The 15306-nt window shown below is 74.2% G+C and carries 5 protein-coding genes; all 5 read left to right on the forward strand.

Annotated features, from left to right (window positions below; translation table 11 throughout):
• The 5 genes from AB0D28_RS09645 to AB0D28_RS09665 are packed head-to-tail and all read left to right on the forward strand — an operon-like array spanning nucleotide 1 to nucleotide 15230.
• On the forward strand, nucleotides 1-5451 hold the full coding sequence (locus tag AB0D28_RS09645) for an SDR family NAD(P)-dependent oxidoreductase (protein ID WP_357384019.1): 5451 nt from the start codon (nucleotides 1-3) through the stop codon (nucleotides 5449-5451).
• Nucleotides 5452-5478: 27 nt separating this feature from the next.
• Nucleotides 5479-6432, forward strand: coding sequence for a TauD/TfdA family dioxygenase (locus tag AB0D28_RS09650; protein ID WP_357384021.1), 954 nt, complete (start codon nucleotides 5479-5481; stop codon nucleotides 6430-6432).
• A 1-nt stretch (nucleotide 6433) separates the two neighbouring features.
• On the forward strand, nucleotides 6434-6622 hold the full coding sequence (locus tag AB0D28_RS09655; RefSeq protein ID WP_013285950.1) for an MbtH family NRPS accessory protein: 189 nt from the start codon (nucleotides 6434-6436) through the stop codon (nucleotides 6620-6622).
• Nucleotides 6619-9744: an amino acid adenylation domain-containing protein gene (locus tag AB0D28_RS09660; RefSeq protein WP_357384023.1), complete on the forward strand. Its 3126-nt coding sequence runs from the start codon at nucleotides 6619-6621 to the stop codon at nucleotides 9742-9744. Before AB0D28_RS09655 ends, AB0D28_RS09660 begins: the two co-directional genes overlap by 4 nt.
• Nucleotides 9744-15230 carry an amino acid adenylation domain-containing protein gene (locus AB0D28_RS09665; protein WP_357384025.1) on the forward strand — a complete coding sequence of 1829 codons (5487 nt, stop codon included), beginning with the start codon at nucleotides 9744-9746 and terminating at the stop codon, nucleotides 15228-15230. The genes AB0D28_RS09660 and AB0D28_RS09665 overlap by 1 nt, the downstream gene beginning before the upstream one ends.
• The last annotated feature ends 76 nt before the right edge of the window (nucleotides 15231-15306 follow it).

Genomic DNA, 15306 nt, shown 5'->3' on the forward strand with positions numbered 1-15306 from the left:
ATGCAGAACGACATTCCCGCCGACGACGGCGTCGAGCCCATCGCGATCGTCGGGCTCGCCGCCCGGCTGCCCGGCGCGGCCGACGTCGACGAGTTCTGGCGCAACCTGGTCGACGGCGTGGAGTCGACGACCGAGCTGACCCGCGAGGAGCAGCTCGCCCGCGGCGCCCAGCCGCAGGAGGTCGACGACCCGGGCTGGGTCAACCGCGCCCCGCTGGTGGACGGCTACGACGAGTTCGACGCCGGGCTGTTCGGGATGACCGCCCGCGAGGCCGAGATCACCGACCCGCAGCACCGGCTGTTCCTGGAGACCTGCTACACGGCGCTGCAGGACGCCGGCTACGACCCGGGCCGCTACGACGGCGCGGTGGGCGTCTACGCCGGCACCGGCGGCAACACGTACCTGCACCGCAACGTGTACCGCAACAAGCGGGTCGGCGGGAACCCGCACGGCGCGGTCTCGCTGGCCACCGGCAACTCGCCGAACTACGTGGCCACGAACGTGTCGTACCGGCTGGACCTGCGCGGCCCCAGTCTCACCGTGCACACCGCCTGCTCCACCTCGCTGGTGGCGTTCCACCTGGCCTGTGAGGCGCTGCGCAACGGCGAGTGCGACATGGCCCTCGCGGGTGGCGTCAACATCGAGCTGCCGCACGTCGGCTACCTCGGCATGGACGGCTTCACCTCGCCGGACGGGCGGTGCCGGCCGTTCGACGCCGGAGCGAACGGCACGGTGTGGGGCAGCGGGGTCGGCGTGACGCTGCTCAAGCGGCTCTCCGACGCGATCGCCGACGGCGACACCATCCGCGCGGTGGTGCTCGGCAACGCCATCAACAACGACGGCGCCGGGAAGGTCGGCTTCACCGCCCCCAGCATCGACGGGCAGATGGAGGCCATCGCCCAGGCCGTCGCGCTGGCCGGCGTCGACCCGCGCAGCATCAGCTACGTCGAGGCGCACGGCACCGGCACCGCGCTCGGCGACCCGATCGAGGTCGCCGCGCTGTCCGCCGTCTACACGAAGGACACCGACGAGCGCGGCTGGTGCGGCATCGGCTCGGTGAAGTCGAACATCGGCCACCTCAGCCAGCCCTCCGGCATCGTCAGCGTGATCAAGACGGTGCTGGCGATGGAGCACGGGCTGATCCCGCCGACCATCAACTACGAGAGCCCGAACCCGGCCATCGACTTCGCCGACACCCCGTTCTACGTGGCGAACACGCTGACCAAGTGGGACACCGACGGCGGGCCGCGCCGCGCCGGCGTCAGCTCCTTCGGCATCGGCGGCACCAACGCGCACGTGGTGCTCCAGGAGGCCCCGGCCGCCGGTCGGCAGGAGCCGCCGGTCCGCCCGGCGCACCTGCTCCAGGTGTCGGCGAAGACCCCGACCGCGCTGGACACCGCCGTGCGGCGGCTCGCCGACCACCTGGACAGCGGCGGCGACGTCGCGCTGGCCGACGTGGCGCACACGCTGCGGGTCGGCCGCCAGGCGTACGCCCACCGCGCCGCTGTCGTCGCCGGTGACCCGGCGTCCGCCGCCGCCGTGCTGCGCGAGCGGCGCAAGGGTCACCGGGGCGTCGCCGAGGGCCCCGCGCCCCGGGTGGCGTTCCTGTTCAGCGGCCAGGGCTCGCAGTACGCCGGGATGGGCGCCGAGCTGTACGCGCAGGACAGCGCGTACGCCGCCGCCGTCGACCAGTGCGCCGACCTGCTCCGCCCGGAACTGGGCCTGGACATCCGCGACCTGATCCTGGGCCGCGACCCGGAGGCGGCGGACAAGCTCACGGAGACCCGCTACACCCAGCCCGCCCTGTTCACTGTCGAGTACGCGCTCGCCGCCGCCTGGCGGGCCGCCGGGGTGGCCCCGGCCGCGATGATCGGCCACTCCATCGGCGAGTACGTCGCCGCGACTGTGGCCGGGGTGTTCGACCTCGCCGACGCGCTGCGCGTGGTGGCCGCCCGGGGCCGGCTCATGCACTCCCTGCCGGCCGGTTCGATGCTGGCGGTCACGCTCGACGAGTCGGAGGTGACCGGCAGGCTGCCCGAGGGCCTGTCGGTGGCCACGGTCAACGGCCCCGGCACCTGCGTGGTGGCCGGCGAGACGGCGCTGGTGGAGGAGTTCGCGGCGAGCCTCGGCGGCAAGAACAAGTCGAAGGTGCTGCGCACCTCGCACGCGTTCCACTCGCCGATGATGGACCCGATCCTGGACGAGTTCACCGCGCTGATGGCCACCGTGCCGCTGCGCGCCCCGGCGGTGCCGTTCGTGTCGAACGTGACGGGCACCTGGATCACCGAGGCGCAGGCCACCGACCCGGCGTACTGGGCCGCGCACCTGCGCCGTCCGGTCCGCTTCGGCGCGTGCGTGGCCACGCTGCTCGCCGAGGGCACCTGGGCGCTGGTCGAGTGCGGCCCCGGGCGGCAGCTGGCCAACCTGGCCCGGATGCAGGTCGCCAAGGCCGGCGAGGCGCAGCGCGCGCTGACCCCGCTGGGCAGCCTGCCCGGCCCCGGCGACCAGACCGGCGATCTGGCCGCGCTGCTCGGCACGGCCGGCGCGCTCTGGTGCGCCGGGGTGCCGGTGAGCCTCCCGGCCGACCCGCACGCGCGGCGGGTGCCGCTGCCGACGTACCCGTTCGAGCGGCGCCGCTACTGGATCGACCCGGACCCGGAGCAGGAGCTGGCGGCGGCGCCCGCCGAGACCGGCCCCCGCCCGCTGCCGGAGTGGTTCGCGGTGCCGGTGTGGCGGCAGGCCGCCCCGGCCCGCACCGCCGAGCCGCTGGGCCGCTGCCTGGTGCTGGCCGACGGCCCGCGCGGGGACGCGCTCGTGGCCGCGTTGCGCGCCGCCGGCGACGACCCGGTCGAGGTACGCGCCGGTGAGGCGTTCACCGTCACCGCGAACGGCTTCCGGCTGCGCCCCGGCGTCCGCGCCGACGCCGAGGAACTGGTCGCCGCGCTCGGCGCGGACCTGCCCCGGCGGATCGTGCACGCGTTCGCGCTCGACGGTGAGCCGGCCGGCATCGACACGGCGGCCGCCTGGGCGGCGCAGGAGCGCGGCTTCTTCGGCGCGCTGCACCTGGTGCAGGCGCTGGCCGGCGCCGGTGTGACGGCCGACGAGGCGGGCGTACGCCTGGACCTGGTCACCACCGGCGTCGGCGACGTACGCGGCGACGACCTGACCCGCCCCGAGCACGCCACGCTGGCCGGCCTGGCCCGGGTGCTCCCGGCCGAGCTGCCCGGCCTGACCGTGCGGCTGCTCGACACCGACCCGTCCGCGCGCGGCGTCGCCGCCCTGGTGGCCGAGCTGCGCAGCCCGGTCGACGCCGAGCACCCGGAGGTGGCGCTGCGCGGCGACCGCCGCTGGCTGGCCGGCTACGAGCAGGTCACAGTGGGCGCCGAGGACGAGCCGGGCGTGCTGCGCGAGGAGGGCCGCTACCTGATCACCGGCGGTCTCGGCGGCATCGGCGTCACCCTCGCCGAGGACTTCGCCCGCCGGGCCCGCGCCAAGCTGGTGCTGCTGGCCCGTTCCGGGCTGCCCGGGCGCGAGGAGTGGGACGCGCACCTGGCTGTGCACGGCGGCGCCGACCGGGCCGGGCGGGCCATCGCGGCGATCCGCCGGATGGAGGCCGCCGGCGCCGAGGTGCTGGTGCTCGCCGCCGACGTGACCGACGCGGACGACCTGCGCCGGGTCCGCGAGGAGGCGGAGCGCCGCTTCGGCGGGCTGGACGGCATCGTGCACGCCGCCGGTCTGCCCGGTGGCGGCATGGCCGAGGTGAAGGAGCGCGACGAGGCGCGGCGTGTGCTGGCCCCGAAGCTGGCCGGCACCCTCGCGCTGGCCCGGGTCTTCGGCGACCTGCCGCTGGACTTCGTCGTGCTCTGCTCCTCGATCACCGCGGTGATCGGCGGCTTCGGCCAGGTCGACTACTGCGCCGCGAACAACTTCCTGGACGCCTTCGCGCGCTCCGGCACCGGGTTCCGCGCACCTGTGGTGTCGCAGAACTGGGGCGGCTGGGCCGAGGTCGGCATGGCGGTGGAGACCGCCGCGCCGGCTGCGTTCCGGGCCGCCGGGCGCGACACCGTCACCACTGCGGTCGCCCACCCGGTGCTCACCACGATGGTCGCCGGCCCGGACGGCACGGTGCTGCACGGCCTGGTCTCGGCCGACACCCACTGGCTGCTCGACGAGCACCGGATCGGCGGGGTGCCGGTGGTGCCGGGCACCGCCCACCTGGAGTCGGTACGCGCCGCCGTGGTGGCCGCGCTGCCCGCGCCGGGGCCGGACGCCGCGGTGGAGCTGCGCGACGTGGTGTTCCTGGAGCCGTTCTCGGTGCCGGACGGCACGGTGGCCCAGTACCGGGTGGAGCTGACCCGGACCGAGGACGGCACCGACTTCACGGTCGCCAGCCTCGCCGCCGGGCAGGCCCGCACCCACGTGCGCGGCAGCGCCGGGTGGACCACCGAGGCGGCCCCGCCGGCCGTCGTGCCCGCGGTGGCCGGGCGGCGGGTCGACGACGACGCCTCGTTCGGCCGGGGACGCACCAGCATGCTCACCTTCGGGCCACGCTGGGCGGCGCTGGCCGAGCATCACCTCGCCGACGGCGAGGAACTGGCGAGGGTGCAGGCGCCCGCCGCCGCGCTCGGCGACCTGCCCTCCTGGGGGATGCACCCGGCGCTGCTGGACGTGGCCACCGCGTTCGGCCGGGGGCAGGGCTCCGGCACCTACCTGCCGCTGTCGTACGGCCGGATCGTGGTGCGCGGCGCGCTGCCGGCGACGTTCCACAGTCACCTGCGGCACCGGCCCGCAGCCACCGACGAGGTGGTCGCCGCCGACCTGTCGCTGCGCGACCCGGACGGGCGGGAGCTGGTAGCGGTCAGCGACTTCGTGCTGCGCCGGGTCGACCAGAACGCGGTCACCGGCAACCTGGCCGAGGCCCCGGCGGCGGGCGGTGACGCCCCGGCCCCGGTCACCGAGGACATCCGCCCGGTCGACGGTGCGGAGGCGTTCCGCCGCAGCCTCTCCGCCGGTCTCGGCGCCCAGGTGGTGATCACCACCCGCACCGTGGCCGACATCCGGCGCCGCGCGGCCCGGGTCACCACCGACAGCATCGCCGAGGAGACCGACGCGCCGGCCGGCACGGCGGCGGCCACCGGCGGCGGCTCGGCCGCGCCCGGCACCGAGCTGGAGAAGACCATCGCCCAGGTGTGGCGCGACGGTCTCGGCGTCACCGACGTCGGCGTGGACGACGACTTCTTCGCCCTGGGCGGCAACTCGCTTGTCGCCGTGCAGCTCATCGCCGCCATGCGCAAGGCGACAGGCGTGCGGCTGCCGATGCGCAGCCTCTTCGAGACCCCCACTGTGGCCGGCCTGGCCGCCCGGATCGAGGAGCTGCGCGCCGAGGCGCCCGCCGACGCGCCGGCCGCCCCGGCTGCCATCCCGGCCATCCCGCGGCTGCCCCGCGGCTGACACCCCCGACCAAGGAGACACCGCACCATGAGCGAGACAACCGCGACGCTGCCGGTCGTCGTCGAGAGCGACGGCCGGGCGCTGACCGACCTGATCGCGGCCCGGCGCGCCGAGCTGCGGGACACCCTCGTCGCCAGTGGAGGGCTGCTGTTCCGCGGCTTCGACGTGGGCGGCGTGGACGGCTTCGACCAGGCCGTCCGCGCGCTCGCCGGCGAGCCGCTGACCTACACCGAGCGCTCCTCGCCCCGGCACTCCATCAAGGGCCGGGTCTACACCTCGACCGACTACCCGCCGGACGAGGAGATCTTCCTGCACAACGAGAACTCGTACCAGGCGCGCTGGCCGCTGACGCTGTTCTTCTACTGCGTCACACCGCCGGACACCCAGGGGGCCACGCCGCTGGCCGACGTGCGCCGGGTGTACGAGCTGATCGACCCGGCGGTGCGCGAGGAGTTCGTCCGCCGTCGGTGGATGCTGGTGCGCAACTTCCACGGCGACTTCGGCACCCGCTGGCAGGAGGTGTTCAACACCGAGAGCCGCACCGAGGTCGAGGCGTACGCGGCGGACAACGGGATCACCGTGGAGTGGGTCGGCAAGGACGGCCTGCGTACCCGCGCGGTCCGCGACGTGGTGCACCACCGGCCCGGGTCGGACACGCCGCGCTGGTTCAACCACGCCACCTTCTTCCACCTCAGCACCCTGCCGACTGACTACCAGGAGGGGCTGCTGGCCATGTTCGGCGCCGACGGGCTGCCGTCGAACACCTACTACGGCGACGGCGGCGAGATCCCCGCCGACGTCATGGACCACCTGCGCGCCGCCTACCGGGCCGCCACCGTCCGCTTCGACTACCAGCGCGACGACGTGCTGGTGGTGGACAACATGACCGCCGCGCACGGCCGGGAACCGTTCACCGGTCCCCGCAAGATCGCCGTGGCGATGGCCGAGCCGTACACCCCCGAGACCGCTGGAGCGAACTGACATGGCCGAACCCCGATTCCTGGTCGTCCGCAACGACGAGGAGCAGTACTCGATCTGGTCGGCCGACCGGGACCTGCCCGCCGGCTGGCACGACACCGGCTTCGCCGGCAGCCGCGAGGAGTGCCTGGCCCACGTCGACGAGGTCTGGACCGACATGCGTCCCCGCTCGGTGCGCGAGGCCCTCTCATGAGCACGAGCCAGGAGTGGACCTTCCCGGCCTCCTACGCCCAGGAGCGGGTGTGGATGGCCAACCAGCTCGACGCCGGCTCGCCGGTGTTCAACGTGTCCTTCCCGTGGCTGTTCCCGGCCGGCGTGGACGCCGGCACGGCAGGTGACGTGGTCAACCGGGTCGTCGCCCGGCACGAGGCGCTGCGTACCCACCTGCGGACCGACGACGGCGCGCTGGTGCAGGTCGTGCGCGCCCACGAACCGGCGCCGCTGCCCGTCACCGACATCACCCACCTGCCGGCCGGTGAGCAACGGGCCGAGTTCGAGCGCATCCGCGGCGAGATGGCCCGCACGCCGATCCCGCTGGACGCGGCACCGCTGTGGCGGGCCCGGCTGATCCGCATGACCGAAGGGCTGGCACTGGCGTTCGTGGTGCACCACGCCGTCTTCGACAGCCACTCGGCGGTGCTGTTCCACGCCGAGCTGGTCGCGTTCTGCGAGGCCGCGCGCACCGGCGCCGAGCCCGCCGTGCCCGAGCTGCCCATCCAGTACGCCGACTTCGCGGTCTGGCAGCGCCAGCAGCTCACCGGCGGGGAGCTGGACCGGCAGCTCGCCTTCTGGACCGGTCACCTGGCCGGCGCGCCGGCGGTCACCGGACTGCCGCTGGACCGGCCCCGCCCGGCCCAGCTCGGCTTCGCCGGTGACGAGGTGCGCTTCACGCTGCCCGACGGGCTGCTGGACCGCGTCGGCGCGCTGGCCACCGGCGCGCAGGCCACCCCGTACATGGTGCTGCTGGCCGGATTCGCGGCGCTGCTGTCGCGGATCTCCGGCGACACCGACGTGGTGGTCGGCGTCTCCACCGCGGGCCGGGACAACCCGGAGCTGGCGCCGCTGATCGGCATGTTCGTCAACCCGGTGGCGCTGCGCTGCGACGTCTCCGGCGACCCGGCGTTCGCGGCGCTGCTCGGCCGGGTCCGCAACGGCCTGATCGACGCGATGGAGCACGGGCAGACGCCGTTCCAGAAGATCGTCGAGGCGGTCGACCCGCAGCGTGACCCGTCGGTGCAGCCGATCTTCCAGACCGCGCTGAACTGGATCCCGGACTCCGGCCTCGACCCGGTGGAGCTGGGCACCACGAAGGACGACCTGGCCTTCGACATCACCACCGGCGACTGCCGCCTGGTGTACCGCACCGAGCTGTTCGACCGGGCCACGGCCGAGACCGTGGTCAGCCGCTACGTGCGGCTGCTCGCCGCCGCCGTCGCCGAGCCGGAGCGTACGGTCGGCGCGCTGCCGCTGCTCACCGACACCGAGCGGGACCGGGTGCTCGAAGCCTGGAACGACACCGCCCACGACGTGCCGGTCACCACTGTGGTCGACGAGGTGCAGCGGCAGGCCGCCGCCACCCCGGACGCGGCGGCGCTGGTCTGCGACGGCGTGACGCTCGGCTACGGCGAGCTGAACACCGCCGCGAACCGGCTGGCCCGGCTGCTCGTGGCGCGCGGCGCCGGCCCGGAGACCCGGGTCGCGCTGGCACTGCCCCGCTCCTGCGACCTCGTCGTGGCGATGCTCGCGGTGCTCAAGGCCGGCGCCGCGTACGTGCCGGTGGACACCGCGTACCCGGCCGGCCGGATCGCGTACCTCCTGGCGGACGCCGCGCCCGCGCTGGTGGTGACCGCGCCGGACACCGCCGCCCTGGTGCCCGGCGACGCGCTGGTGCTCGACGGCGAGGTCGGCTCCGACCAGCCCGGCGACGACCTCACCGACGCCGACCGGGTCACGCCGCTGCGCCCGGAGCACCCGGCGTACGTGCTCTACACCTCCGGCTCCACCGGCCGCCCGAAGGGCGTGGTGGTCGAGCACCGGGCGGTGACCGCATATCTGGCCTGGGCCCGCGCCACCTACCCGGGCCTGGCCGGGGTGGCGCTGCTGCACTCGCCGGTGTCGTTCGACCTCACCGTCACCGGCCTGCTCGGCACGCTCACCGCCGGCGGCACGGTACGGCTCGCCGCGATCGACGACCCGGCCGCCCGCGCCGGTGGCCGGCCGGCCTTCCTCAAGGTCACGCCGAGCCACCTGCCGCTGCTCGACGGCGAGCTGTCGCCCACCGCCGACCTGGTGATCGGCGGCGAGGCGCTGACCGGGGAGCAGCTCGCCACCTGGCGGGCCGCGCACCCCGACGTGGCGGTCGTCAACGAGTACGGCCCGACCGAGGCCACTGTGGGCTGCGTCGCGGCCCGGATCGCTCCCGGCGAGCCGGTCCCGGCCGGTCCGGTGCCGATCGGCACGCCCACCTGGAACACCAGGGCGCTGCTGCTCGACGCCGCGCTGCGGCCGGTGCCGCCGGGCGTGGTGGGGGAGCTGTACGTCACCGGCACCCAGCTCGCCCGCGGCTACCACGACCGGCCCGGCCTGACCGCCGAACGGTTCCTGCCCTGCCCGTACGGCCCGCCCGGCGCCCGGATGTACGCCACCGGCGACCTGGCCCGCTGGCGCGCCGACGGCACACTCGACTACCTGGGCCGCCGCGACGACCAGGTCAAGGTGCGCGGCATGCGGATCGAGCTGGGCGAGGTGGAGGCCGCGCTGCTGGCCCACCCGGACGTGCGCGCCGCCGCCGCGGCGGTCCGCACCGACGGCGGTGAGCCGATGCTCGTCGGCTACCTGGTGGGCCCGGCCCACGAGGACTCGGTCCGCGCCGAACTGGCCCGCGAGCTGCCCGCGCACCTGGTGCCGGCCGCCCTGGTCCGGCTGGACGCGCTGCCGCTGACGCCGAACGGCAAGCTGGACCGCGCCGCGCTGCCCGCCCCGGCGGCGGCCGAACCGGCGCAGGACAGCTTCGTCGCGCCCCGCACCGAGGCCGAGGCCCTGGTCTCGGAGGTGTACGCCGACATCCTCCAGGTGGAGAAGGTCGGCGCCCTGGACGACTTCTTCGCCCTCGGCGGCAACTCGCTGCGCGGCATGCGGGCGATGGCCCGGATCCGCGCGGAGGTGGACGTCGACCTGCCCATGCGGGCGCTGTTCAGCAGCCCCGTGGTGGCGGACCTGGCCGCCCAGATCGAGGCGCGGATCGCCGCCGAACTCGACGGGCTCTCCGACACCGAGGTCGCCGCGCTGCTCGCGGCGGAAGAGGGAACCAACTGATGACCGACCTGAAGGATCCGGCCCGCGAGGCGGCCCGGCAGGCGCTGATCGCCCGACGGCTACGCGCCCGCCAGACCGCCCCCGCGGCCCGGATCACCCCCCGCCCGTCCGGCGCCGAGGTGCCGCTGTCGTACGCCCAGGAGCGGGTCTGGTTCATGGACCAGCTCGCCCCGGGCGAGGCGGCGTACCACATCGCGGTGCCGCTGCGGGTACGCGGGCCGCTCGACGTGGACGCGCTGCGCGCCGCGCTGACCGGGCTCGCCGAGCGGCACGAGTCGCAGCGCACCCGCTTCCCGGCCGACGCCGACGGCCGTCCCACAGTGGTCGTCGCGGACACCGCCGACGTGCCGCTCACTGTGGTGGACGCACCCGACGAGGCGGCCGCGCAGGCGCTCGTCGACGCGGCGGCGGCCGAGCCGTTCGACCTGGCGAACGGGCCGCTGCTGCGGGCCCTGCTGATCCGGCTCGCCGCCGACGACCACGTGCTGTTCCTCGCCCAGCACCACATCGTCGGCGACGGCTGGTCGGTGGACGTGCTGCTGCGCGACCTGATCACGCTCTACCGGGGCGGTGAGCCGCCCGCCCTGCCGATCCAGTACGGCGACTTCGCCGTCTGGGAGGCGCAGGAGCTGGACGGCCCGCAGGCCCGCGCGCACGTCGACTACTGGAAGCAGCGGCTGGCCGGCATCACCCCGCTGGAGCTGCCGCTGGACCGGGCCCGCCCGGCCACCCAGACCTACCGTGGTGACTTCGTCGAGTTCCAGCTCGACCCGGCCGCCACCGAGGCGCTCAACGCGCTCACCCGCGACAGCGGCGGCACGCTGTTCATGACGCTGCTCGCCGCGTACCAGGTGCTGCTGGCCCGGCACGCAGGCCAGGACGACTTCGCCATCGGCGCGTCGGTGGCCGGCCGGTCCGCGCCGGAGCTGGAGAACGTCGTCGGCATGTTCATCAACATGCTGCCGCTGCGCGCCGACCTGGCCGGCGACCCGACGTTCGCCGAGCTGCTGGAGCGCACCCGCCGTACCGTGCTCGACGGGTTCGAGCACGGCGAGGTGCCGTTCGCCAAGGTGGTCCACGAGCTGGGCCTGCCGCGTGACGTCAGCCGCTCCCCGGTGTTCCAGACGATGTTCGTGCTGCAGAACTACGAGATGGGCCGCTTCCGTGGCGTGTCCCGCACCGACGAGGTCACGTTCTCCTGGACCCCGATGGAGTTGCGGGCCACCCGGTTCGACTTCGAGCTGCACGCGGTGGAGACCGTCGACGGGCTCTGGGGCAAGCTGGTCTTCAACACCGACCTGTTCGACCGGGCCACCGTGGAGCGGATGGCGCAGCGGTGGACCGCCCTGCTGGACGCGGTGGTCGCCGCGCCCGACACCCCGGTGTCGCGGCTGCCGCTGCTGCCCGCCGCCGAGCGGGAGCTGCTGGCCGCCTGGAACGACACCGCGGCGGACTTCCCGCGCGACGAGACGCTGCACGGCCCGATCGAGCGGCGTGCCGCGGTCACCCCGGACGCGGTAGCGGTCACCATCGACGGGCACAGCCGCACGTACGCCGAGCTGAACGCGCAGGCCAACCGCGTCGCGCACCGGCTGCGCGCGGCGGGCGTCGGCCCGGAGACCCTGGTCGGGGTCTGCGCGGAACGCTCCGTGGAACTGGTCGCCGGCCTGCTCGGCGTGCTCAAGGCCGGCGGCGCGTACCTGCCGCTGGATCCGGAGTACCCGGCCGACCGGCTCGCGTTCATGGTCGGCGACGCGGACGCGCCGGTGGTGCTGGTCCAGTCGCACCTGCGCGACGTGCTGCCGGACACCGGCGCCACGGTGCTCGAACTCGACGACGCCACGGTCTGGGCCGGTCAGCCCGAGACCGACCCGGCGCCCGCCGCCGGTCCGGAGAACCTGGCGTACGTCATCTACACCTCCGGGTCCACCGGCCGCCCGAAGGGCGTGCCGAACACGCACCGGGGCATCGTCAACCGGCTCGACTGGATGCAGAAGACGTACGGCCTCGGCGCCGACGACGCGGTGCTGCAGAAGACCCCGGCGAGCTTCGACGTGTCGGTGTGGGAGTTCTTCTGGCCGCTGCGCACCGGCGCCCGCCTGGTGCTGGCCAAGCCGGGCGGCCACAAGGACGCCGGCTACCTGCGTGACCTGCTGGTGTCCGAGCGGATCACCACCGCCCACTTCGTCCCGTCGATGCTGACCGTCTTCCTCGCCGAGGACGGCGTGGAGGCGGCCACCGCGCTGCGCCGGGTGATCTGCTCCGGCGAGGAGCTGCCGCTGGCCTCGGCGGCCGACTTCACCGCCCGGCTGCCCTGGTGCGGCCTGCACAACCTGTACGGCCCGACCGAGGCGGCCATCGACGTGACCGCCTGGGCCTGCGAGCCGGGGCGGCTCGCCGAGGTGACGAGCGTGCCGATCGGCGCGCCGATCGCCAACCTGCGGCTGCACGTGCTCGACCCGTCCGGCGCGCAGTGCCCGGTCGGGGTGGCCGGTGAGCTGCACATCGGCGGCGTCGGGCTGGCCCGCGGCTACCACCGCCGGCCGGCGCTGACGGCGGAGAAGTTCGTCCCGGACCCGAACTCCTTCGAGCCGGGCGCCCGCCTCTACCGCACCGGCGACCTGGCCCGCTGGGTCGTCGGCCCGGACGGCGCCGGGGTGATCGAGTTTCTGGGCCGCATCGACCACCAGGTCAAGCTGCGCGGCCTGCGCATCGAGCTGGGCGAGATCGAGAGCGCGCTGCGCGAGCAGCCCGGCGTCACCGAGGCCACGGTGATCGTCCGCGAGGACAGCCCGGGCGACAAGCGGCTCACCGCGTACCTGGTCGGCGAGGCCGAGCACGCCGCGCTGAAGGCGGCGCTGAAGGACACGCTGCCGGAGTACATGGTGCCGGCCGCGTTCGTCACGCTCGACGCGCTGCCGCTGACCCCGAACGGCAAGCTGGACCGCAAGGCGCTACCGGCGCCGGTGGTCACCCGCGAGGCGTCGGTGGCGCTCGTCGAGCCGCGCGACGACACCGAGCGGGCGCTGGCCGCGATCTGGTCCGAGGTGCTGGGCGTGGACACGCTCGGCATCGACGACGACTTCTTCGACCTGGGCGGGCACTCGATGCTCGCCACCCAGGTCGTCGCCAGGATCCGCAAGGCGGAGCTGGGCGGCCGGGCGGTCGGCGTGATGGACCTGTTCCAGCAGCGCACCATCCGGGACCTCGCCGCGTTCATCTCCGGCGACGCCGACCAGGCGGGGCCGCGCCGGCTGCTCTACGAGCTGACAAAGCCGATCCCGGCGGGCAAGCGGGTGCTGACGTACGTCTGCGTCCCGTACGGCGGCGGCAGCGCCATCGTCTACCAGCCGCTGGCCGACGCGCTGCCGGCCGGGTACGGGCTGTGGTCGCTGGCGATCCCCGGCCACGACGTGGGTCTCAGCGAGGACGCGCTGCCGTTCGACGAGCTGACCAGCCGGGTCGCCGACGAGATCCTGGAGCGGGTCGAGGGGCCGATCGCGCTGTACGGCCACTGCGGCGTGGGCAGCGCCATCCTCGCCGACGTGGCCCGCAAGGTGGAGGCGGCCGGCCGGGAGCTGGAGGCCGTGTACATCGGCGCGATGTTCCCGTTCGCCCGCCCGAAGGGCGTGATCGCGGCGCTGCGCGACCGCCTGGAGCGGCTCAGCAGCAACAGGCACTCGGCGAGCTGGCTCAAGTCGATGGGTGTGGACACCGACGAGCTGGAGCCGGAGCAGGCCGACCGGATCATCAGCAACATGCGGGCCGACTCCCGCGCCTCGGAGGAGTACTTCACCCGGCTGCTGGACCAGCAGGCGACGAAGCTCCGTACGCCGATCATCTCGGTGGTCGGCTCCGAGGACCCGGTGACCGACTACTACCGCGAGCGGTACGCCGAGTGGCAGTTCCTCAGCGACACGCTCGGCCTCGTCGTGCTCGACCAGGCCGGGCACTTCTTCCTCAAGTACCGGGCCGAGGAACTGGCCGAGATCGTCACCCAGGTGCACCCGGCGGTGGCCGCCGGGGACGTCGGCGCGCTGACGCCGGAGGCCCGCGGTGAGGACGCCGGCTGGGTGGTGGCCGACACGCTGCGGGTGGGGGAGGACCGCAAGCCCACCAAGACGGTCAAGCCGAGCATGGGCCGGTTCATGGCCATCACGACCGGCCAGCTCATCTCCAGCACCGGTTCCGCGCTGACCGCGTTCGCGCTGCCGATCTGGTTGTTCAACCGCACCGGTTCGGTGGCGAACCTCGGCCTGCTCTGGGCGCTCGCGCTGATCTGCGGTGTGCTCATGCTGCCGGTGGCCGGCGCGCTGGTCGACCGGGTCAGCCGGCGCCGGATCATGATGACGGCGAGCTGCTTCGCCGGCTCGGTGCAGCTGGTGCTTGCCGTCCTGCTGTGGACCGACAACCTGGTGCTCTGGCACATCTACATGCTGGTGGCGCTGAGTTCGGTGGCCGGTTCGTTCCAGCGGATCGCGTTCCAGTCGGCGGTGCCGCAGCTGGTGCCCAAGCGCTACCTCGGGCACGCCATGGGCATCACCCAGCTCTCCACCGGTGTGGCCACGCTGCTCATGCCGGCGTTCGCGGCCGGTCTGCTCGCCACCATCGAGCTGAAGGGCATCCTGCTGGTCGACGTGGCCAGCTACGTGTTCGCGGTGCTCACCCTCGCCGTGGTCCGCTTCCCGGACGCGCTGGGCTGGCGGCCCAAGGAGCGCCTGCTGGTGGCCATCGCCAACGGCATGCGCTACTCCTGGCGGCACCGCGGGTTCCGGCTGATGCTCGGCTACTTCGCGCTGGGCAACATCTTCCTGGCGCCCGCGCTGGTGCTCATCACGCCGCTGGTGCTGTCGTTCGGCAGCCCGACGCAGGTGGCGCAGGTGGCGCTGGCCGAGGCGGTCGGCGCGGTGCTCGGCGGCGTGCTCATGTCGCTGTGGGGCGGTCCGCGCAAGCGCCGCATGATCGGTGTGCTGATCGGCAACCTGGGCACCGCCATCGGCTGCGTGCTGATCGGCCTGGACGCGTCGGTGGCGATGATCTGCGTCGGCTTCTGCTGGCTGGCCATGTCGATGACCACCGCGCAGTCGATCTACGCGACGATCGTCCAGGTGAAGGTGCCGCAGCGCTTCCACGGCCGGGTGTTCAGCCTCAACCAGACCATCTCCTGGTCGACGCTGCCGATCGGGTTCGCGCTGCTCGCGCCGGGCGCCACCGCGCTGTTCGAGCCGATGCTCGCCCCGGGCGGGGCGCTGGCCGGTTCGGTGGGCGCGGTGATCGGCACCGGGCCGGGCCGGGGCATCGGCTTCGCGTACATCTGCTTCGGCGCGGCGCTGATCCTCGTCACGCTCGGCGGGTTCGCGATCCGGCTGCTGCGCCGGTTCGACCTGGAGGTGGAGGACTCCCTGCCGGACGACCTGATCGGCGCCCAGGAGCGGGAGAAGCGCCTGGCCGCCAAGGCCGAGAAGAAGGAACTCGCCTCGGTCTGACCCCGCCGCCCACCTGGTTGATCAAGGAGTTCGTGTCCGTTCCGGGCCTTCCGGGCGGCACGAACTCCTTGATCAC

The sequence above is a fragment of the Micromonospora sp. NPDC048169 genome (genome assembly GCF_040652815.1).
Taxonomy (GTDB): Bacteria; Actinomycetota; Actinomycetes; order Mycobacteriales; family Micromonosporaceae; genus Micromonospora.

What these genes read in the sequence shown, in the direction of transcription:
- AB0D28_RS09645 (WP_357384019.1), top strand. Translation starts at nt 1, where the DNA reads ATGCAGAACGACATTCCCGCCGACGACGGCGTCGAGCCCATCGCGATC.
- AB0D28_RS09650 (WP_357384021.1), top strand. Translation starts at nt 5,479, where the DNA reads ATGAGCGAGACAACCGCGACGCTGCCGGTCGTCGTCGAGAGCGACGGC.
- AB0D28_RS09655 (WP_013285950.1), top strand. Translation starts at nt 6,434, where the DNA reads ATGGCCGAACCCCGATTCCTGGTCGTCCGCAACGACGAGGAGCAGTAC.
- AB0D28_RS09660 (WP_357384023.1), top strand. Translation starts at nt 6,619, where the DNA reads ATGAGCACGAGCCAGGAGTGGACCTTCCCGGCCTCCTACGCCCAGGAG.
- AB0D28_RS09665 (WP_357384025.1), top strand. Translation starts at nt 9,744, where the DNA reads ATGACCGACCTGAAGGATCCGGCCCGCGAGGCGGCCCGGCAGGCGCTG.